Consider the following 19,489-nt stretch of genomic DNA (forward strand, 5'->3'; position numbering starts at 1 on the left):
GTTAGTAGACCGGGGAGTATTCAGCATTGACCGGCGCGCCGAAGCGCCCTGCGCACAGCCACCATCGCAGTCAGACTGGAATGTCTGATGGACAGCGCGTTGCACCTAGCTGAAAACACCACAGGCTACTAAACCCGATCACTGCGAATCAGTGACCCGAATCAAGTTACCGATGGCCCTCCAGGCGCACAAGCCGGCGGATTCTGGCGTAGTGGTAGGCAGCGACGCAAGCCGTTGTAGGCTTCGGGACGTTACGCGCACTGCCTTTAAACAGCAGCCTTAAACGTGCGCGTCACCGTTATTTATCGTGATCAATATCCAGCTTGCTGAACGTCACCTGCCCACCCTCGCTGGTGTATCCGGTGTTGTCCTGCACATACACGCCGGCCTTGAAATACAGCGGCTTGTTGCGCCAGGTCGCGCTGATCTGCGAGTCCCACTGATACCCGGCCGCACTAACACCCAGCGCACCGCCGGGGCTCAGGTGAATGAGGTAATTGAATTCGCTATTCAGTTTGATTCCGGTGGCGAGGGTGATGACGCGGCTTTCGTCCTGATCCGGATGGGTGCGCAGTTTGATTACCAGGTTGCCGGTCTCGGTTTTTTCTTTGTATTGGTACTCAAGCTTGAGCATCGGCTTCTGGCTTTCATAGGCATGAATCTGCCCGATAACGATCTTCCCGGAGCTGGGCACCTTGTTGACCGAAAGAGTCGCGCGCAGCAGGTTGTCGGCGTCGGGGTAGTACCAGTTGCGCAGGGTGCCGTTGCTGTAGGTTTCGCGCAGTTCAGTGCGCGGGTAGATCGCGTTTTCGGTTTTCGAACCGGTCACCGGGGACCAGAAGAACAGGGTGCCGGTGTCGGAATGGAAGTACTGATCCTTGAAGCCGTTCACCAGTCTGGAGGTTTCGACGGTGTGTGGCGGGCTGCCAACGGGAACGCTGAGGTTCCAGGTTGCGAGGTCGATCATGTCGGTTCTTCCACTCTGTTTCTGCTGCACGCGCGTGCCAGAAGCTCTAGCCCGCGCCTCTTGGGGGCGGCCTTTATAAGCGTAGAGGGATTTTTTGTTAACGGCCGTCTGGCGGATGATTGGCGCCAACATCCTGTCGAAATGCCATGTTTCCCGGTTTTCGGGGGCTGCAGCGATGACCGTTAGTCGGCTACTTACCGGTTTGGTTAAATGATGGCCTGATGACAGCTACTGCTTTTTCGGATCCAGGACTAGAGTGAAGGCTCAGAAACAGTACGGTTTTCACGAGAAACCGGCCGCGTCCCGATTGGATGTCCCGACAAGAGAAGCAGCATGGAATGCGCGCAAACCCAGCCAGGTGAAGGCAGCTCCGTCCTTTTGATCGTTGATGATTACCCTGAAAATCTGATCAGCATGCGCGCGTTGCTGCAGCGCCAGGACTGGCAGGTCATGACCGCGGCTTCCGGTTTCGAAGCCCTCAGCCTGTTGCTTGAACACGACATCGATCTGGTGCTGCTGGATGTGCAGATGCCGGGCATGGACGGTTTCGAAGTCGCACGCCTGATGCGCGGCAGCCAGCGAACGCGGCTGACCCCCATCATTTTCCTCACCGCCAACGAACAGTCCCAGGACGCCGTGATCAAGGGCTATGCCAGTGGTGCGGTGGATTACCTGTTCAAACCGTTCGACCCGCAGATTCTCAAGCCCAAGGTCCAGGCGTTGCTGGAACACCAGCGCAATCGTCGGGCCTTGCAGCGCTTGAGTCAGGATCTGGAATCGGCGCGGGCCTTCAATGCATCGGTGCTGGATAACGCCGCCGAAGGGATTCTGGTATTGGCCGAGGATGGCTTGATCCGCTTCGCCAACCCGGCGATTTCCCGATTGCTCAACGCGCCGGTGAAGGAACTGGAAGGGCAGGAGTTTCTCGATTTCCTGCAGAAACCGCACATTCCGCTGTGGGCCGATTCCGAGTTTTATGCCAGTTACAAACGCGGCGAGACGCTGCGCTTACACGATGCGTTGCTGCGTACCGCGCCGGGCCAGCAAGTGCCGGTGGCCTTGTCCTGCGCGCCGCTGCCGAGCGAACAGCACGCGATGGTGGTGACGGTGCTGGACATGTCGGTGGTTCGGCATCTGCATCAGCAGCTGGAATTTCAGGCTGTCACCGATCCGTTGACCGGGCTGCTCAATCGTCGTGGCTTTTACCAGACTGTGGAAAACTTGCTGTTGCGCGGTGAACGCAGTGACAGCAGTTGGGTGTTGATGTACCTCGATCTCGACGGCTTCAAACGGGTCAACGACTCCCTCGGGCATGATGCCGGCGACCGGGTGTTGCGCTGGGTCTCCGAACAACTGAAAGCCTGCCTGCGGCCGTTCGACATTCTGGCGCGGATGGGCGGTGACGAGTTCACCGCGTTGCTGGATCTGGAATTCCCCGAACAAGCGGCGAAGATCGCCGAGAAGCTCATCGAGCGCGTGTCGATCTGTCAGCAGATCGAAGGCATGGACATCGCCCTTGGCGCCAGTATCGGCATCGCCACGTACCCGGATTGCGGCAACAACCTCGACGGTTTGATGCGTGCTTCGGACATCGCCATGTACGAAGCCAAGCGCGCCGGGCGTCAGCAATATCGCTTCTACGATCATGAAATGAATGGCCGCGCACGCTCGCGACTGATGCTGGAAGAGAGCGTGCGCAACGCCATCGAGAATCGCGATTTCAATCTGGTGTATCAGCCGCAAGTGGCAATTGGTGACGGCCGGATTCGTGGTTTCGAGGCGTTGCTGCGCTGGCAGCATCCGAGTGTCGGTGATGTACCGCCGGGGCTGTTCCTGCCGTTGCTGGAGGAGGCGACGCTGATCAGTCGGCTCGGCAGCTGGATCTATCACCGCAGCGCCGGGCAGCGTAAGGCCTGGGAGTCCGAGTTTTCCAGGGATCTGGTGCTTGGGGTGAGCCTGAGCAACACCCAGTTCGGCCTGCCAAATCTGGTCACCGAGTTGCGCCAGGTGCTGGAGCGCCATGGCTTGCAACCGCATCAGATGGAAGTGGAAGTGACCGAAGAGGCGCTGACGATCAACCCGGACGAAACCCGCAAACAACTGAAGCTGCTGCGCAATCTCGGGGTGCGGGTAGCGTTGGACGATTTTGGCTCCGGGTCCTGCTCGCTGTCGCATCTGCGGGATCTGGAGCTGGATACGCTCAAACTCGATCGCCACCTGATCGCCCGATTGCCGGACTCGTCGCGTGATGCTTCGCTGGTGCGCACGGTCATCGAGCTGTGCAAGGAATACGGCTTGCTGGTGATTGCCGAAGGCGTGGAAACCGTCGAGCAATATCAATGGCTGCAAGCCCATGGCTGTGAGTATGTGCAAGGCTTCCTGGTGGCGCGGCCGTTGGTCGCCGAGGACGCGACGCGCTTTGCCGAGCCGTTCGACTGGAGCGCGTTGGCCGGTTGAATTCGCTACACTGGCGGCCTTTTCATGACCCGTGCCGCCCATGACCGCGTTGAAATACCTCCAGGCCTATCCCGCGCAATTGCAGGATCAGGTGCGCCAATTGATTGCCGACGATCGCCTCGGTGATTACCTGAGCCAACGTTATCCGGGCCGCCACGATGTGCAGAGCGACAAGGCGTTGTACGGCTACGCGCTGGACCTGAAACAGGAATACCTGCGCAACGCCCCGGCCATCGACAAGGTCTTGTTCGACAACCGCCTCGACCTGACCCACCGCGCCCTCGGCCTGCACACCACGGTGTCGCGAGTGCAGGGCGGCAAGCTCAAGGCCAAGAAAGAGATTCGCATCGCCTCGCTGTTCAAGGAGGCCGCGCCCGAGTTCTTGAAGATGATCGTCGTGCATGAACTGGCGCACTTCAAGGAGTCGGATCACAACAAGGCGTTCTATAAATTATGTGAGCACATGCTGCCGGGCTATCACCAGATCGAGTTCGATCTGCGGGTGTACCTGACGTGGCGGGACATGCAATAAGACATCAAACAACGGAGCGCATGCATGGACGTGAGCAAGACCAAGAGCAGTTTCTACCGGCGCTTGTACGTGGCGTATCTGATCGACAGCGGCCTGGCCAGCAGCGTACCGGCGCTGACCGACGTCACCGGCATGCCCCGGCGCACGGCGCAGGACACCATTGCGGCGTTGGCGGATCTGGATATCGTCTGCGAGTTCGAACAGGAAGAGGGCGCGCGCAACCATGCGGGGCGCTATCGGATTCGCGAGTGGGGGGCGATTGATCGGGGTTGGATCGAGCGCAATTTGCGGCAGATCAAGGCTGTGCTTGAGTATCCCTGACCGATGTAGTCCCTTCGCGGGCACGCCCGCGAAGGGGAAGTCTCAAGACCGACGCATCCCGATATGCGGAATGTCATCCTCCAGATATTCCTCACCCGCCACCACAAACCCGTACCGCCCGTAATACCCCTGCAAATGCGCCTGGGCCGACAGATAGATCGGCACTTCTGGCCAACGCTTCCCGGCCTGTTTCAGCGCCTGCTCCATCATTTCATGCCCCAGCCCTTTGCCACGCCCGGCCGGCGCCGTCAGTACACGGCCGATCACCACGTCGCCGCCCTGGGATTCCGGGTCCAGCAGACGCAGGTAAGCCACCAGTTGATCACCGTCCCAGCCCATCAAATGGCAGGTGTCCCCGTCCAGATCCTGCCCGTCCGGGTCCAGGTACGCGCAGCGCTGTTCAACCACGAACACTTCCGAGCGCAATTTCAAAATGGCGTACAGCTGCTCCAGTCCCAGATCGCTGTGATGTTTGCAGACCCACTCGATTGTCATCTTCCGATTCCTTGAACTACGTCGCCCGATACTAAGCGCCACGTCGAAATATGTCTGTATGGCTGAGAAATCTGTGACAAAGGCCAAAATGCCATCATTCCCTTCTGGCGGCGCCGACATCTTTGTGTAATCTGCTGAGAAGCGCTGTGCAACGGCTTCAATGAGCTAATGTTAGGGCCTGGGATTCGCCGGTACGGGGCCTTGGGGTTTTGACTGAAAACACGCCGGGCGGCCCGCCCGCTAAGGATTTTCAAGCATGCCGCGATTGCATCGAGCGTTGGCTTTGATCGGATTGCTGTTGCTGGGTCAAAGCGCTGCAGCGGAGAAACTGCGTCTGGTCTTCGATGTCTGGCCACCCTTTACCGATGACACACTGGTCAACGGCGGGTTGGCCACGGACATCGTCAGCACGGCCCTGGCCCGGGCCGGTTATGCCAGCGATTACGAACAGGTACCGTGGGCGCGGGCGTTGCTCGGGGTTGGCGAGGGGCGTTACGACGTGCTGGTCAACGCCTGGTACAACGACGAGCGTACGAAGCTGGGGCAGTTTTCCGACGAGTACCTGCTCAACCGCGTGCGTTTTCTCAAGCGCAAAGACACGCCCATCGAATACAACAACCTGCAGGAACTGCACACCTATCCGATTGCAGTGGTGCGCGGCTACGCCTATTCGGCGCCGTTCGATGCTGACACCGCGCTGCAGAAAGTCCCTGTGCATAACTTCGCCATGGCCGTGCGCATGCTGGCGGCGGACCGGGTCAAGCTGACCCTGGAAGACGAGTTTGTCGCCCGCTATTACCTGGCCCGTGAATCACCGAAAGTGCGCAACGCCGTGGAGTTCCTGCCCAAGCCCCTGAGCGAAAACAGCCTGCATATTCTGGTCAGCCTGAAGAACCCGGAGCACGAACAGATCGTGGCCGGGTTCGACAAGGCGATTGCGGCGATGAAGGCCGATGGCAGCTATGACAAGTTGCTCAGGCAGCATGGCATGTGAAGCGGCTCAATCCTCGGCGGTGTCCTTGATCAAGTGCGCCGCCAGCGTCCGCAACGGGCCTAGCTGACGGCAGATCAGCGCCAGTTGTGTCTGCACCAGCCGCTGGCCTTCATCGATCTCGTCCGCCATTTGCTCAAGTTCATTGGCCAGCGCCTCTTCCTCATCGCTCTGGATCGCAATCGGCTGTTTGCTCGCCAGGCCCTGGGCGATCTCGTCGATGCTGCTGGCCAGTTTCACCCCGGCACCATCGATCAGATGTTCACGCACTTCGGCCGGCAGCTGGGTTTCCCGGTGTGCGCCAAGGCCCGACAGATAACTGAGCAAGGTGTGCGACAGCACCAGGAAGCGGAAACCGACATCGGCCTCTTTGCGGAAATGCCCCGGCTCCATCAGCATGTTCGCCAGCGTGGTCGACAGCGCCGCGTCGGCGTTGTGCGCGTTGCGCCGGGCGAGGCGATAGGCGAGGTCGTCGCTCTTGCCGGCAGCGTATTGCTGCATGATCTGGCGCAGGTAGATGCTGTTGCAGGTCAGGGTGTTGGCCAGCACTTTGTTCAGGCGCCGACCCTGCCAGTCCGGCAGGAACAGGATCACCGTCAGGCCTGCGATCAGGCTGCCGAGCAGGGTATCGAACAGGCGCGGCACGAACAGCCCGTAGCCGTCGCCGACCTGGTTGAAGCAGAACAGCACCATGATCGTGATCGCGGCGGTCGCCACGGTGTAGCGGGTGGTGCGGTTGGTAAAGAACACCACGCCGGCGGCGATGGCGAAGCACGACTGCACCAGCGGGCTCGGGAACAGATCGAACAGCGCCCAGGCGATGGTCAGGCCGATGGCGGTGCCGAGAATCCGCTGGCCGAGTTTGCGCCGTGTGGCGCCGTAGTTCGGCTGACAGACGAACAGCGTGGTGAGGATGATCCAGTAACCCTGCGACGGGTGAATCAGATGCACCATGCCGTAACCGATACTCAGCGCCAGCGGCAGGCGCAGGGCATGGCGGAACAGCAATGAGGTTGGCGTCAGCTGCGTGCGCAGACGGGTCAAGACATCCTTGAAGTTGCGCGGCGAACGGTCGAGCAGGCTGCTGTCGGTGGCATCGGCCAGCGCGTCGGGGTTACTGGCGTCGCTGAGCAAGCGGTCAAGAGTGCCGAGGTTGGCCGCCAGTGCCCGCAGCGAACGCAGCAGCCCGCGCCAGGCCGGGTTGCTCTGGATGCGCAGGTGTTCGAGGGAGGCGTGCAGATCGCTCAGGGCTTCGGCGAATGTCGCGTCGTAGATGAACGGCTGGCGCATCTGGATCGATTCGGCCAGCGCCCGGCAGGCCTTGCCTTGCTGGCGCAGCAGGCGCTGACAGCGGAACAGCACGTCGCTATGGAAAAACGCCTCGGCCAGCGCGTTGTAGGGGTAGTGCGAAGAACTGGCGCGTTCGTGAATGTCCTGGGCGAGGAAGTAAAGCTTCAGGTAGCGGCTGACTTTCGAGCCGGGGCGCCCGTTGCCGACGCGGTGCAGGATGATTTCCTTGGCGCTGTTCAGGGCTGCGACGACCCGGCCGTTTTGTTGGGCCAGTTCCAGGCGCCGCGCTTCGACGTCCAGCTGACGGATCGGCTCGAACAGCGAGGCTTTCAGCTTCAGGTAATAACCCAGTTCTCGGAACAGCCGCGCCAGACTCTGCTGCACCGGCTGGTTGGAAAACATCGCCTGCCACAGCACCGACAGCAAGCCGTACCACGCGGCACCGGCCACCAGCAGCATCGGTTCGTGCCAGAAATCCGTGACCGCGCCACCGCGCTGGTCCACGCCGATCATGGTGTAGACGGAAAGAATCAGCGTCGCCGAAGCAATCGCCCCGTAACGCTCGCCGAGCGCACCGAGCATGGTCAGGCCGAAACTGGCCAGCGCCAGAGCGATGACGAACACGATGGGGTAGGGGAACAGCAATTCCACCGACAGCGCCGCAACGCTGAAACACACCAGCGTCACCGCCAGCGCGTTGAGACGGCCCTGCCAACTGTCGTCGGTCTCGGCCAGGGCGCTGGCGATGATCCCGAGGAACAGCGGGATCAGCAGCCCCATTTCATCCTGATACCAGCACAGCGCCATGCTGCCGGTCAGGGCGATGAACACCCGCACGCTGTAGCTGAATTTATCCAGCGCCCACAGGCGCCGCAAAGACTGACGAAACGAGGTCGAGGACATGAAGTGCGAAGGCCTTCCGAGGCGATGCCGCTAAATTGAGCCAGTAATGACGCCGACGCAATGGCGCCGATCACATCTGACAGCAAAAAGTGTTCCGCACGGCCTTCAGGTCAGACGTATTGCGCCGCCGCGTAACCCGATGCCCAGGCCCACTGAAAGTTGAAGCCGCCCAGATGCCCGGTGACATCCAGCACTTCGCCGACGAAGTAGAGGCCCGGGCTTTTCAGCGATTCCATGGTCTTGGACGACACTTCGCGGGTGTCGACGCCACCGAGCGTTACCTCGGCAGTGCGGTAGCCTTCGGTGCCGGCCGGGACGACTTTCCAGCTGCCGAGCTTTTCGGCGATGTCCGCCAGTTCGGCGTGGGTGTACTGCTTCATCGGTTTGGAGACGAACCAGTTGTCCGCCAGCAGGTTGGCCATCTTCTTGGTGAAAATTTCCCCGAGCAGGGTTTTCAGTTCGCTGTTCGGGCGCTCGGCGGTCTGCTGTTGCAGCCAGCTTGCGGCATCGTGATCGGGCAGCAGGTTAATCTCGACGGTATCGCCCGGCTCCCAGAACGAGGAAATCTGCAGGATCGCCGGGCCGCTGAGGCCGCGGTGAGTGAACAGGATGTTCTCGCGAAAGCTCTGGTCGTTGCAGCTGACCAGGCAATCCACCGAGGTGCCGGACAGTTCGGTGCACAAATCCTTGAGCTGATCGGTGATGGTGAACGGCACCAGACCGGCGCGGGTCGGCAGCAGGTCGTGGCCGAATTGCTTGGCGACCTGATAACCGAAACCGGTGGCGCCCAGCGTCGGGATCGACAGGCCACCGGTGGCGATCACCAGCGACTGGCACTGGATCTGGCCAAGGGTGGTGTCGAGCAGGTAACCGCCCTCGACTTTCTCGATGGTCTGGATCGAGGTGTCCAGATGCAGGTTGACGCCGGCCTGATCGCACTCGTCCAGCAGCATACCGAGGATGTCGCTGGATTTGTTATCGCAGAACAACTGGCCGAGTTTCTTCTCGTGATACGGCACGCCATGCTTGGCGACCATGCCGATGAAATCCCACTGGGTGTAGCGGGCCAGCGCGGATTTGCAGAAGTGCGGATTCTGCGAGAGGAAATTGCTCGGTTCGGTGTACATGTTGGTGAAGTTGCAGCGCCCACCGCCGGACATCAGGATTTTCTTGCCGGCCTTGTTCGCGTGGTCGAGCAGCAACACCTGGCGCCCGCGCCCGGCGGCGGTCAGTGCACACATCAACCCTGCGGCGCCAGCGCCAATGATCACGACTTCGGTAGAGCGCAAAACGGTGTCCTCACACAACGATCAGTATCGGTTTCGGTAACGCTCAGGTCAGAGGACGCGAACGCGCAGCGAACGACCCTTGATCTTGCCGTTGTTCAAGCGCTGCAGCGCCTGCATGACCACGGTGCGCTCGACGGCCACGTAGGACTGAAAGTCGAAGATCGCGATCTTGCCGACCTGGGTGCCCGGAATCCCGGCTTCACCGGTCAGTGCACCGAGAATGTCACCCGGACGCACCTTGTCCTTGCGCCCGCCGGCGATGCACAGCGTGCTCATCGGCGGTTGCAGCGGAGCACCGCCCTGGGATTTCAGGTTGTCCACCTGATCCCAGTTCAGCGGGGTTTTCTGCAGTTGTTCGATGGCTTGGGCGCGATGCGCTTCCGACGGCGCCACCAGGCTGACCGCGATGCCTTTCTCGCCGGCACGACCGGTACGGCCGACGCGGTGAATGTGGATTTCCGAATCCCGGGCCAGCTCGACGTTGATCACCATGTCCAGCGAGTCGATGTCCAGGCCACGGGCCGCGACGTCAGTGGCCACCAGCACCGAAGTGCTGCGGTTGGCGAACATCGCCAGTACCTGGTCGCGGTCACGCTGTTCCAGATCGCCGTGCAGGCCGACGGCGGAAATGCCTTTGGAGGTCAGGTGATCGACGGTTTCCTGCACTTGCTGCTTGGTGAAGCAGAACGCCACGGTGGAGGCCGGACGGAAGTGGTGCAGGACCTTGGTCACCGCGCTCATGCGCTCTTCCGGGGAGATCTCGTAGAAGCGTTGTTCGATCTGGGTGTCGTCGTGGAATGCTTCGGCTTTGACCGTCTGCGGATCGCGCATGAACTTCGAAGCGAGTTGCTTGATGCCCACCGGGTAGGTGGCCGAGAACAGCAGGGTCTGACGGCGGGTCGGGGTCTGCTCGATGATGTCTTCGATGGCGTCGTAGAAACCCATGTCGAGCATGCGGTCGGCTTCGTCGAGGATCAGCGTGTTCAGGCCGTCGAGCACCAGCGAACCCTTGCGCAGGTGCTGCTGGATGCGCCCCGGGGTGCCGACGATGATGTGCGCGCCGTGCTCCAGCGAGGCGATCTGCGGGCCGAACGACACGCCGCCGCACAGGGTCAGGACCTTGATGTTGTCTTCGGCGCGGGCCAGACGACGGATTTCCTTGGCGACCTGGTCGGCCAGCTCGCGGGTCGGGCAGATGACCAGTGCCTGGCAACCGAAGTAGCGCGGATTGATCGGGTTCAGCAGGCCGATGCCGAACGCGGCGGTCTTGCCGCTGCCGGTCTTGGCCTGGGCGATCAGGTCCATCCCCTTGAGGATCACCGGCAAGCTCTGCGCCTGGATCGGCGTCATCTGGGCATAACCGAGAGATTCGAGGTTAGCCAGCATGGCGGCGGACAGCGGCAAAGTATTAAAAGCGGTGGCGATGGTGGTCACGGGACTGGCCTGCAAAACAAAATGTCGCGCAGTGTAGCAGCCCCGTGCCACTTTCCTCGAAAGTTCTGGACGAACAGTGGTTAATGTTCGATGTGTTCGTCCGGATGTTCATCGGGACGTTTGACGCGTCGCCCGTCTTCTTTCGAGAGTTGCGAGAAGATGGTCGCCGCCAGCATCGCCATGACACCCACGGTCACGAACGTCAGCTGGAACGCGCCCAGCACGGTTTCAACGCCATCATTGCCGATTTCCGCCGTGAAACCACCGAGCAAGGCACCGGCGCAGGCTACCCCGAGACTCAGCGACAACTGTGCGACTACCGACAGGAGACTGTTGCCGCTGCTGGCGCTGGCGTCGTCGAGGTCGATCAGGGTCACGGTGTTCATCGCGGTGAATTGCAGCGAGTTGATCGCGCCGAGAATCGCCAGCAGGCACAACAGCAGCCAATACGGCGTCTGCTCGCTGACCAGGCCCATGCTCGCCAGCATGATCCCCAACGCCAGCGTGTTGCCGGTGAGCACGATGCGATAACCGAGACGTTCGATCAGCGGCCGCGCCATCCACTTGGCAAACATCGCTGCAGCAGCGAGCGGCAGCATGCTCATCCCGGCCTGCGACGGTGAATAACCCAGCGCCACTTGCAGCAGCAACGGCACCAGAAACGGCAACGCGCCGCTGCCCAGACGGGCGAACAGGTTACCGATGATCCCCACCGCAAACGTCCGGGTCTTGAACAGCGAAGGCGCGAACAGCGGATTCTCGACCCGCCCGGCGCGTAACCAGTACGCGGCCAGACAGGCCATGCCGCCGAACAGCAGCAACATCACCCGCAAGTGCGGCAGATGCAATTCGCCAAGGCCTTCCATGGCAATGGTGATCAGAATCATCGCCGCGCCGAACAGCAGAAAACCCAGGCTATCGAAACGCGTGCGCTCGGTGCCGCGCAGGTCGGGAATGAACTTCCACACCGCGTAGCAGCCGATGACGCCGACCGGCAGGTTGATCAGAAAGATCCAGTGCCACGTCAGGTACTGCACCATCCAGCCGCCCATGGTCGGGCCGATCAGCGGGCCGAGCAGGCCGGGAATGGTGATGAAACCCATGATCCGCACCAGCTCCGAACGCGGGTAGGCGCGCAGTACCACCAATCGCCCGACCGGCAGCATCAGTGCACCGCCGAGGCCTTGAATCACCCGGGCTCCGACCAGCATGGTCAGGCTGCTGGACAGGGCGCAGAGCAGCGAACCGATGCTGAACAGCAGGATCGCGCCGAAGAAGATCTTCTTGGTGCCGAAGCGGTCGGCGATCCAGCCCGAGGCCGGAATCAGCAACGCCACGGTGAGCATGTAGGCGATGACTACACCCTGCATGCGCAACGGGTCTTCGGCCAGATCCCGGGCCATGGCCGGCAGGGCGGTGTTGAGGATGGTCCCGTCGAGGGACTGCATGAAGAAAGCGATGGCGACGACCCACGGCAACCAGCGGGCGGTGATGGCGTCGAGAGGCGGGCGGTTGGGCATGGAACCTCTTGTGGTGTGGGGCTTTGAATAATCGTTCCCGCGCCAGGCGCGGGAACGATTTGTATCAGAGGGTCAGGGTCAGACGGCTCACTAACGCTCCCGGCAACAGCGCCGACGAGGTATTGCGCTGGCTGTAGGTGCTTGCCGACAGCAGCAACTCACGCTCGGCAGTCAACGCTTCCAGCTGCGAACCCAGCAGGCTGTAGGCACTGTCGTCGAAACGCATGGTGCTGACCGGCGCCTGGATCTCGCCGTTCTCGACCCAGAACGTGGCAAACCGGGTCATGCCGGTCAGGCGCGCCGCCGGTTGATCGGAGAAGTTCAGGTACCACAGGTTGCTGATGTACAGGCCGGTGCCCAGTTGCTTGAGAATCTCCGCTTGTGGAAGATCACCGGCGCCCATGTTCAGCGCGCTCGGCGATTCGCCACCGCCGGCACCGTTGGCCGTCAGGCCGTATTCGGCAGCACTGCGCGAACCTACCAACTGGTCACCCGCTTTGCCTTCGATGATCAACCGCAAATCGCTGCGCGGATAACCTTCACCGGAAAACGCCGGGCTCAGCGAACCGCTGACTTTCTCGTCGAGGGACACCAGCGGGCTGAACGTCTGATCGCCGGCATACAGTTTCTGCAACGGGCTGCTCTTGCTGGCAATCGACTGCGCCGAGAAACCGCCCCAGCACAGCATGCCCATGATTTCTTCCAGGGCTGCCGGTGCCAGATAGGCGCGGTATTGTCCCGGTGGCAGGGTGCGCAACGGTCGACCGAGAAACTCGAGTTGCTCGCGAGCCTGCTGGAAACGCTTGGCGAAACCTTCGCTGCTCCACTCGTGTCCGGCATAGCTGGCTTTCACCGCTTCGCCGTTCGCGTGGAACAGGCTGAAGTCGAAGTTGAAACTGTTGGCCTGATGCCAGCCGAACGCGCCGGAAGAACTGGCGAAACCACGGCTGATCGGGCCGGCGGCATAGAAACCGACCAGATCCAGACCTTCGGCCGCCTCGGCGATTTCAGCCACCACCTGCTCGGTGTCCGGCAGCGGATGTTCCTGCACATTCTGGCTCTGCCAGCCGTTGTGGTTGAGAAGCAGGTACGGATCCTGCGGCAGCAGCGGCAGGGTTTCGCGCAGTTGTTGCAGGCCTTCGGCGAGGCGTTGCAGGTCGGTAGCCTGTTCGCCGGAAAGGGTGATGTGCAGGTCGGCATGGCGCCCGTCGTCGATCAGTTTCAGACCGATACCGGCTTGTTGCACTTGCCCGGCCTGACGCACCTTGGCGTGGTTGAAGCGCACGAAGGCCGACGATTCGGCGTCGTAACTCAGCGTGAACTGTTCCGGCTCGCGCACGGCATCGCGCAGCCAGTTGACCAGCACCTTGAAGGCCTCGACCTGGCTCTTGGAAATACTCATCAGGCGTCTCCCCCAAACACATCAACATTGCTGAACACGCAGGCCGGTGAAGCGTGGCCGACGCGGATCACCTGGTTCGGTTCGCCCTTGCCGCAGTTCGGCGTGCCCAGCACCCGGGTGGTGCCGGCGTTGCCGACCGCGCGCAGGCTCTTCCAGAAGTGCGCGGAAATGCCCCGGTAGTTGGGGTTTTTCACCACACCTTTGAGTTCGCCGTTTTCAATCAACTGGCCCCACTCACAGCCGAACTGGAATTTGTTCCGCGCGTCGTCGATCGACCACGAACGGTTGGTGCTCATCAGGATGCCGTTTTCGATGCCGCCGATCAGTTGCTCCAGCGACTGGTCGCCCGGCTCGATGTTGAGGTTGGCCATACGGTCGATCGGTGGTCGGTTCCAGCCGCAGGCACGGCTGTTGGCGACGCCGTCGAGCCCCGCGCGGAACTGCGACAACGCACCGCCCAACGGCCGCACCAGCAGACCTTCGCGAATCAGGAATTGTTTGCTGGCCATGGAGCCGTCGTCATCGTGGCCGTAACTCGCCAGCTCTTCGGGAATGTCCGGATCGAAGGTCACGTTGAGCAGTTTCGAGCCGTATTGCAGGCTGCCGAAATCCGAGGCTTTGACGAAACTGGTGCCAGCGTAATTGCGCTCGTCGCCGAGAATCCGGTCCAGTTCCAGCGGGTGGCCGATGGATTCGTGGATCTGCAGCATCATCTGGTCGGGCATCAGCAGCAGGTCTCGCGGGCCTTGCGGGGTGTTCGGCGCGAGCAGCAGTTGCAGCGCATGATCGGCGACTTGCGGGCCAGCGCCGATCAGGCCGCAACGGCTGATCACGTCGGCGCCGCCCTGCTGGCCGAAGTTCTCGCGGCCGAGACTGCGGGTCTGGCTGTCGTTGCCGTCGTAGGCGGTGACGTCCAGGCCCGGATAGACGAAGCGCTGGACCTGGCGCAATTCGGCCCCGGCGCTGCTCAGGTAGATCTGTTCGACGTGGGTGATGCCGATGCTCACTTCCCAATTCACCAGGCGCTCATCCTTTGGCACCGAGGCGGATTCCGCGCCGAGCAGCTCGAAGCATTCGCTCAGGGACGGGAAGGGTTGTTCGAGATTGGGTGAAAAGTAGTCGGCGCGGTCGCTGGACACCGGCTGCTGGCTCAGGTCGAGCAGGGCGTGGGGCTTGATCCGCCGGGCTTGCTGTTCGGCGCGCTCGAGGGCGGCTTGCAGGCCTTGTTGCGACAGGTCATTGGTCGCGGCGTAGGCTTCGACGCCGTTGACGCGAACGGTGAGCATCGCGCCTTCGTCGCGGCTCAGACTCGGCGGCTCGGCGACGTTTTTGCGCACCGACAGGTACTGGCCGGATTCGCGTACATACCGCAGGGAAAAAAACTCGGCGCCCGTGCGCAAGGCAGCGAAGCGCTGCTTGAGCTGGGGGTGGAAATCGAACATCAGGAAACCTCCTTGTTATGGGAGTAGCGGCGAAGCGGATTCGGCGGGGAGGGGTGAAACGATTGCGCGAGGACTAGAGTAGGCCTGCGTGGGGGTAGGATCAAGTGAAGAGGGGGTGTAGGAGGATTTACTGCTTTGAGTCGGCTGATCGTTCCCACATTGCGTGGGAACGATCACCGCCCGGTATTACGACTTACTGAGCAACCGCACTCACATCACGCAGTGCCTTGCCTTTCACCGGCGCATCGCCGGCGACGTAGTACGGCGCCTTGCTGCGTGGCAGTGGCTGACGACCACGGATCTTGTCGGCGATTTTCTCGGCCATCATGATCGTCGGCGCGTTCAGGTTGCCGGTGGTGATGATCGGCATGATCGAGGCATCGACCACGCGCAGACCCTGCATGCCATGCACGCGGCCCTGACCGTCCACGACCGCCATCTCGTCGGTGCCCATCTTGCACGAGCAGGACGGGTGGAACGCGGTTTCGGCGTGCTCGCGGATGAACTTGTCCAGTTGCTCATCGGTTTGCACTTCGATGCCCGGGCTGATTTCGCGGCCACGGAAGGCGTCCAGTGCAGGCTGTTGCATGATTTCACGGGTCAGGCGGATGCCGTCGCGGAATTCCTGCCAGTCCTGCTCGGTGGCCATGTAGTTGAACAGGATGCTCGGGTGCTGGCGCGGGTCTTTCGACTTGACCTGGATGCGACCACGGCTCGGCGAACGCATGGAACCCATGTGCGCCTGGAAACCGTGCTCTTTCACACCGTTGCTGCCGTTGTAGTTAATCGCTACCGGCAGGAAGTGGTACTGGATGTTCGGCCATTCGAATTCCGGACGGGTGCGGATGAAACCGCCGGCTTCGAACTGGTTGCTGGCGCCGATGCCGGTGCCGTTGAACAGCCACTCGGCACCGATGGCCGGCTGGTTGTACCAGAGCAGCGACGGGTACAGCGAGACCGGTTGGGTGCAGGCGAATTGCAGGTACAGCTCAAGGTGATCCTGCAGGTTTTCGCCGACGCCCGGCAGATCGTGAACGACCGGGATGTCGAGGCTTTCCAGCAGTTTCGCCGGGCCGACGCCGGAGCGTTGCAGCAGTTGCGGCGAGGCGATTGCGCCGGAGCAGACGATGACTTCTTTGCGGGCGCGGGCTTCAACGCGCTCTTCGGCCGCGCCGACCAGGTAACGCACGCCGATGGCGCGCTTGCCTTCGAACAGAACCTTGTCAGTCAGGGCGTGTGTGACGATGGTCAGGGTCGAACGCTTCTTGGCCACGTCCAGGTAACCACGGGCGGTGGAAGCACGACGGCCTTTCGGCGTCACGGTGCGGTCCATCGGGCCAAAGCCTTCCTGCTGGTAGCCGTTCAAGTCTTCGGTGCGCGGGTAACCGGCCTGCACGCCGGCTTCAACCATGGCGTGGAACAGCGGGTTGTTGCCTGCCTTCGGCGTGGTCACGCTGACCGGGCCTTCGCCACCGTGGTAGTCGTTCGGACCGATGTCGCGGGTTTCCGCTTTACGGAAGTACGGCAGGCAGTCGAGGTAGGTCCAGTCTTCCAGGCCTGGCAGTTTTGCCCAGCCGTCGTAGTCCATTGCGTTGCCGCGGATGTAGCACATGCCGTTGATCAGCGAGGAACCGCCGAGGCCCTTGCCGCGACCGCATTCCATGCGACGACCGTCCATGTACGGTTCCGGATCGGTTTCGTACGCCCAGTTGTAGCGACGACCCTGCAGCGGGAAGGCCAGCGCGGCCGGCATCTGCGTGCGGAAGTCCATGCGGTAGTCCGGGCCGCCCGCTTCGAGCAGCAGGACGGTGACGCCTTCGTCTTCAGTCAGACGGGTCGCCAGGGTGTTACCGGCAGAACCGGCACCCACAATGATGTAATCGAATTCCTGGGACATTGAATGCACCCTCTTTGAAAGTTGGTCAGGTCAGACAGCCGGCGCTTCCCTTGCGGGAGCGGCGATCAGACATGCCCGCGAAGGCGGCTTCGCGGGCAGCGCACGATGGCGGGCCTTAGAACACCGAGACGTAATCGCCCAGCTCGACCTGTACCGATTTGATGCGAGTGAAGTTGTTCAGCGAGCTGATGCCGTTCTCACGGCCAACGCCCGACTGCTTGTAACCGCCAACCGGCATTTTCGCGTCGGACTCGCCCCAGGCGTTGATCCAGCAGATACCGGCTTCCAGTTGATGAATCACGCGGTGGGCGCGGTTCAGGTCGCGGGTGACGATACCGGCGGCCAGGCCGAAGTCGGTGTCGTTGGCGCGGCGGATCACTTCTTCTTCGGTTTCGTAGGTCAGGATCGCCATGACCGGGCCGAAGATTTCTTCACGAACGATGGTCATGTCGTCGGTGCAGTCGGTGAACACGGTCGGAGCCACGAACGCGCCCTTGGCGAATTCGCCGTCGGTCATGCGCTCGCCGCCGCACAGAACGCGGGCGCCTTCTTCTTTACCCTTGGCGATGTAGCCCAGCACGTTTTCCATGTGCGCGAAGCTGACCAGCGGGCCGAAGTTGGTGTTTTCGTCTTCCGGGTTGCCAACGCGGATGCGGGCAACGCGCTCGACGATCTTGGCTTCGAAAGCGGCTTTCAGGTGGCTCGGCACGAATACGCGAGTGCCGTTGGTGCAGACCTGACCGGAGCTGTAGAAGTTGGCCATCATGGCGGTGTCGGCGGCGCGATCCAGGTCGGCGTCGTCGCAGATGATCAGCGGGGATTTGCCGCCCAGTTCCATGGTCACGTCTTTGAGCGACGAAGCCGAAGCGCTGGCCATTACCTTCTTACCGGTGTCGGTGCCGCCGGTGAAGGAGATTTTTTCGATGCGCGGGTGCTCGGTCAGCCAGGTGCCGACTTCACGGCCGCTGCCGGTCAGTACGTTGAACACGCCGTTTGGAACGCCGGCTTCGGTGTAGATCTCGGCCAGTTTCAGGGTGGTCAGCGAGGTGACTTCGCTTGGCTTGAAGATCATCGCGTTACCGGCCGCCAGGGCTGGAGCGGATTTCCACAACGCGATCTGGATCGGGTAGTTCCACGCGCCGATACCAGCGACAACGCCCAGCGGCTCGCGACGGGTGTAGACGAATGCAGTGTCACGCAGCGGGATCTGCTCGCCTTCGATGGCGGGTACCAGGCCTGCGTAGTATTCCAGCACGTCGGCGCCGGTGACGATGTCGACGTATTTGGTTTCGGAGAAGGCTTTACCGGTGTCCAGGGTTTCCAGGGCAGCCAGTTCATCGTTGCGCTCGCGCAGGATGTCGACGGCGCGACGCAGGATGCGCGAACGCTCCATGGCGGTCATCGCAGCCCAGATTTTCTGGCCTTTTTCGGCGCTGACTACTGCGCGCTCGACGTCTTCCTTGGTCGCACGTTGCACTTGTGCGAGGACTTCACCGTTAGCCGGGTTGATGGCTTCGAAGGTGGCATCGCTGCCGGCGTCGGAGTACGCGCCATCGATGTAGAGTTTTTGCAGTTCGAAACGGGCCATAGTGTCCTCGCAAGTGCATAAGTGGTTGGCGTTGACCACCGCGATCAGGCTGCGGTGGCGTTCAGGGGCCGAGCGTTTTCTGTGTGCTCTAGCTCACCTTCTTGGCCAATTGGAAATCCATGTATTCGTAAGCGATCTGTTGCGCCTGCGCAGTGTCGAAAGCGTCTCCCGACAGTGCGCCGCGCAACCACAAGCCGTCGATGAGAGCTGCCAGTCCACGGGCGGCGGTGCGCGCATCTTCGAGCGGCAACACACGGCGGAACTCGCAGCACAGGTTGGAATACAGACGGTGATCGTTGATCCGCTGCAACCTGTGCAAAGACGGCTGGTGCATGCTGGTGGCCCAGAAGGCCAGCCAGGTTTTCATTGCCGGGCCATTGACCTGGCTGGCGTCGAAGTTGCCTTCGATGATCACCTGCAGATGCGCCCGGGGGCTGCTGTCTGCCAGCGCCTGACGGCGCGCGGTGACGTTCTCGCTGAGGACGCTCATCAGATACCGCATCGTGGCGGCAATCAGGCCGTTCTTGTCCTGAAAATAGTGACTGATGATGCCATTCGAGACACCGGCCAGACGGGCGATCAGCGCAATGCTGGCGTCCCCCATTCCGACCTGATCGACGGCCTGCAAAGTGGCTTCGATCAGTTGTTGGCGGCGGATGGGTTGCATACCGACCTTGGGCATCTTGCACATCTCCTTAGGCCTTCCGACGGGCGATGAACGCCGATCGGATTGAGGGCCAGTCTATTTTGTTTTGATTGAACGTTCAATCAACAAAGAATAAGATCTGCGACAAATCGTCGCTGCCTACAGATTTTTCCTACGAGTAAGTGGCGATAAACCGACATCCGAAAATGCTCGAAACCTGCGCGGGGCAAGGCGCGGTTCGACGTTCGATGGACGTGTTGAATGGGCAAGACGCTCGAGGCCAGGTTTCGGATGAACGTCCGGACCTCGGCCACG

At 61.5% G+C, this 19,489-nt stretch carries 15 protein-coding genes; 4 read left to right on the forward strand and 11 right to left on the reverse strand.

What is annotated here, in order from left to right; all coding sequences use genetic code 11:
• Positions 1-298 precede the first annotated feature (298 nt).
• Positions 299-967 carry a polysaccharide lyase family 7 protein gene (locus ACKLNA_RS10200; protein ID WP_408985778.1) on the reverse strand — a complete coding sequence of 223 codons (669 nt, stop codon included), beginning with the start codon at positions 965-967 and terminating at the stop codon, positions 299-301.
• A gap of 333 nt (positions 968-1,300) precedes the next feature.
• On the opposite strand from ACKLNA_RS10200, the gene ACKLNA_RS10205 reads away from it, so the two are divergent.
• Genes ACKLNA_RS10205 through ACKLNA_RS10215 form a run of 3 tightly spaced genes read left to right on the forward strand, consistent with a single transcriptional unit; the run spans position 1,301 to position 4,277 of the window.
• Entirely contained in the window at positions 1,301-3,424 is a 2,124-nt protein-coding gene (locus ACKLNA_RS10205; RefSeq protein WP_134828364.1) for a bifunctional diguanylate cyclase/phosphodiesterase, read from the forward strand.
• 40 nt (positions 3,425-3,464) lie between these two features.
• Positions 3,465-3,956 carry a M48 family metallopeptidase gene (locus ACKLNA_RS10210; RefSeq protein ID WP_085709125.1) on the forward strand — a complete coding sequence of 164 codons (492 nt, stop codon included), beginning with the start codon at positions 3,465-3,467 and terminating at the stop codon, positions 3,954-3,956.
• Between the two features lie 24 nt (positions 3,957-3,980).
• Entirely contained in the window at positions 3,981-4,277 is a 297-nt protein-coding gene (locus tag ACKLNA_RS10215) for a helix-turn-helix domain-containing protein (RefSeq protein ID WP_008033286.1), read from the forward strand.
• A gap of 42 nt (positions 4,278-4,319) precedes the next feature.
• On the opposite strand, the gene ACKLNA_RS10220 is transcribed toward ACKLNA_RS10215, so the two are convergent.
• Positions 4,320-4,772, reverse strand: a complete 453-nt coding sequence (locus tag ACKLNA_RS10220; RefSeq protein ID WP_408985779.1) for a GNAT family N-acetyltransferase — start codon at positions 4,770-4,772, stop codon at positions 4,320-4,322.
• A gap of 256 nt (positions 4,773-5,028) precedes the next feature.
• Here ACKLNA_RS10220 and ACKLNA_RS10225 point away from each other — a divergent pair, with 256 nt between their 5' ends.
• Complete coding sequence (locus ACKLNA_RS10225) at positions 5,029-5,766, forward strand: ABC transporter substrate-binding protein (protein ID WP_134828363.1); 738 nt, start codon at positions 5,029-5,031, stop codon at positions 5,764-5,766.
• Positions 5,767-5,772: 6 nt separating this feature from the next.
• Here ACKLNA_RS10225 and yccS read toward each other — a convergent pair whose 3' ends face one another.
• The 9 genes from yccS to betI form a co-directional block, all read right to left on the reverse strand.
• Positions 5,773-7,956, reverse strand: coding sequence for a YccS family putative transporter (gene yccS / locus ACKLNA_RS10230; protein WP_134828362.1), 2,184 nt, complete (start codon positions 7,954-7,956; stop codon positions 5,773-5,775).
• 110 nt (positions 7,957-8,066) lie between these two features.
• Positions 8,067-9,245 (reverse strand): NAD(P)/FAD-dependent oxidoreductase, encoded by a 1,179-nt coding sequence (locus tag ACKLNA_RS10235; RefSeq protein WP_408985780.1) that lies wholly within the window; start codon positions 9,243-9,245, stop codon positions 8,067-8,069.
• A 48-nt stretch (positions 9,246-9,293) separates the two neighbouring features.
• Positions 9,294-10,679 (reverse strand): ATP-dependent RNA helicase DbpA, encoded by a 1,386-nt coding sequence (gene dbpA / locus ACKLNA_RS10240; protein ID WP_085709131.1) that lies wholly within the window; start codon positions 10,677-10,679, stop codon positions 9,294-9,296.
• An 80-nt stretch (positions 10,680-10,759) separates the two neighbouring features.
• Positions 10,760-12,199, reverse strand: a complete 1,440-nt coding sequence (gene mdtD, locus ACKLNA_RS10245; protein WP_085709132.1) for a multidrug transporter subunit MdtD — start codon at positions 12,197-12,199, stop codon at positions 10,760-10,762.
• Between the two features lie 64 nt (positions 12,200-12,263).
• Positions 12,264-13,601 (reverse strand): TldD/PmbA family protein, encoded by a 1,338-nt coding sequence (locus ACKLNA_RS10250; protein WP_408985781.1) that lies wholly within the window; start codon positions 13,599-13,601, stop codon positions 12,264-12,266.
• Complete coding sequence (locus ACKLNA_RS10255; protein WP_408985782.1) at positions 13,601-15,043, reverse strand: TldD/PmbA family protein; 1,443 nt, start codon at positions 15,041-15,043, stop codon at positions 13,601-13,603. The genes ACKLNA_RS10250 and ACKLNA_RS10255 overlap by 1 nt, the downstream gene beginning before the upstream one ends.
• A 193-nt stretch (positions 15,044-15,236) precedes the next feature.
• Entirely contained in the window at positions 15,237-16,940 is a 1,704-nt protein-coding gene (gene betA / locus ACKLNA_RS10260; protein ID WP_085709135.1) for a choline dehydrogenase, read from the reverse strand.
• A 115-nt stretch (positions 16,941-17,055) separates the two neighbouring features.
• On the reverse strand, positions 17,056-18,528 hold the full coding sequence (gene betB, locus ACKLNA_RS10265) for a betaine-aldehyde dehydrogenase (RefSeq protein ID WP_085709136.1): 1,473 nt from the start codon (positions 18,526-18,528) through the stop codon (positions 17,056-17,058).
• Positions 18,529-18,616: 88 nt separating this feature from the next.
• Positions 18,617-19,210, reverse strand: coding sequence for a transcriptional regulator BetI (gene betI / locus ACKLNA_RS10270; protein ID WP_085688616.1), 594 nt, complete (start codon positions 19,208-19,210; stop codon positions 18,617-18,619).
• Between the last annotated feature and the right edge of the window lie 279 nt (positions 19,211-19,489).

The sequence above is a fragment of the Pseudomonas sp. UV AK001 genome (assembly GCF_046097675.1).
GTDB classification, from domain to species: domain Bacteria; phylum Pseudomonadota; class Gammaproteobacteria; order Pseudomonadales; family Pseudomonadaceae; genus Aquipseudomonas; species Aquipseudomonas kribbensis.

Excerpts from the sequence above, each read along its gene's own strand:
- ACKLNA_RS10250 (WP_408985781.1), bottom strand. The coding sequence starts at position 13,601 with ATGAGTATTTCCAAGAGCCAGGTCGAGGCCTTCAAGGTGCTGGTCAAC.
- ACKLNA_RS10220 (WP_408985779.1), bottom strand. The coding sequence starts at position 4,772 with ATGACAATCGAGTGGGTCTGCAAACATCACAGCGATCTGGGACTGGAG.
- ACKLNA_RS10225 (WP_134828363.1), top strand. The coding sequence starts at position 5,029 with ATGCCGCGATTGCATCGAGCGTTGGCTTTGATCGGATTGCTGTTGCTG.
- ACKLNA_RS10215 (WP_008033286.1), top strand. The coding sequence starts at position 3,981 with ATGGACGTGAGCAAGACCAAGAGCAGTTTCTACCGGCGCTTGTACGTG.
- mdtD (WP_085709132.1), bottom strand. The coding sequence starts at position 12,199 with ATGCCCAACCGCCCGCCTCTCGACGCCATCACCGCCCGCTGGTTGCCG.
- yccS (WP_134828362.1), bottom strand. The coding sequence starts at position 7,956 with ATGTCCTCGACCTCGTTTCGTCAGTCTTTGCGGCGCCTGTGGGCGCTG.
- ACKLNA_RS10205 (WP_134828364.1), top strand. The coding sequence starts at position 1,301 with ATGGAATGCGCGCAAACCCAGCCAGGTGAAGGCAGCTCCGTCCTTTTG.
- ACKLNA_RS10255 (WP_408985782.1), bottom strand. The coding sequence starts at position 15,043 with ATGTTCGATTTCCACCCCCAGCTCAAGCAGCGCTTCGCTGCCTTGCGC.
- ACKLNA_RS10200 (WP_408985778.1), bottom strand. The coding sequence starts at position 967 with ATGATCGACCTCGCAACCTGGAACCTCAGCGTTCCCGTTGGCAGCCCG.
- betA (WP_085709135.1), bottom strand. The coding sequence starts at position 16,940 with ATGTCCCAGGAATTCGATTACATCATTGTGGGTGCCGGTTCTGCCGGT.
- betI (WP_085688616.1), bottom strand. The coding sequence starts at position 19,210 with ATGCCCAAGGTCGGTATGCAACCCATCCGCCGCCAACAACTGATCGAA.
- ACKLNA_RS10210 (WP_085709125.1), top strand. The coding sequence starts at position 3,465 with ATGACCGCGTTGAAATACCTCCAGGCCTATCCCGCGCAATTGCAGGAT.
- betB (WP_085709136.1), bottom strand. The coding sequence starts at position 18,528 with ATGGCCCGTTTCGAACTGCAAAAACTCTACATCGATGGCGCGTACTCC.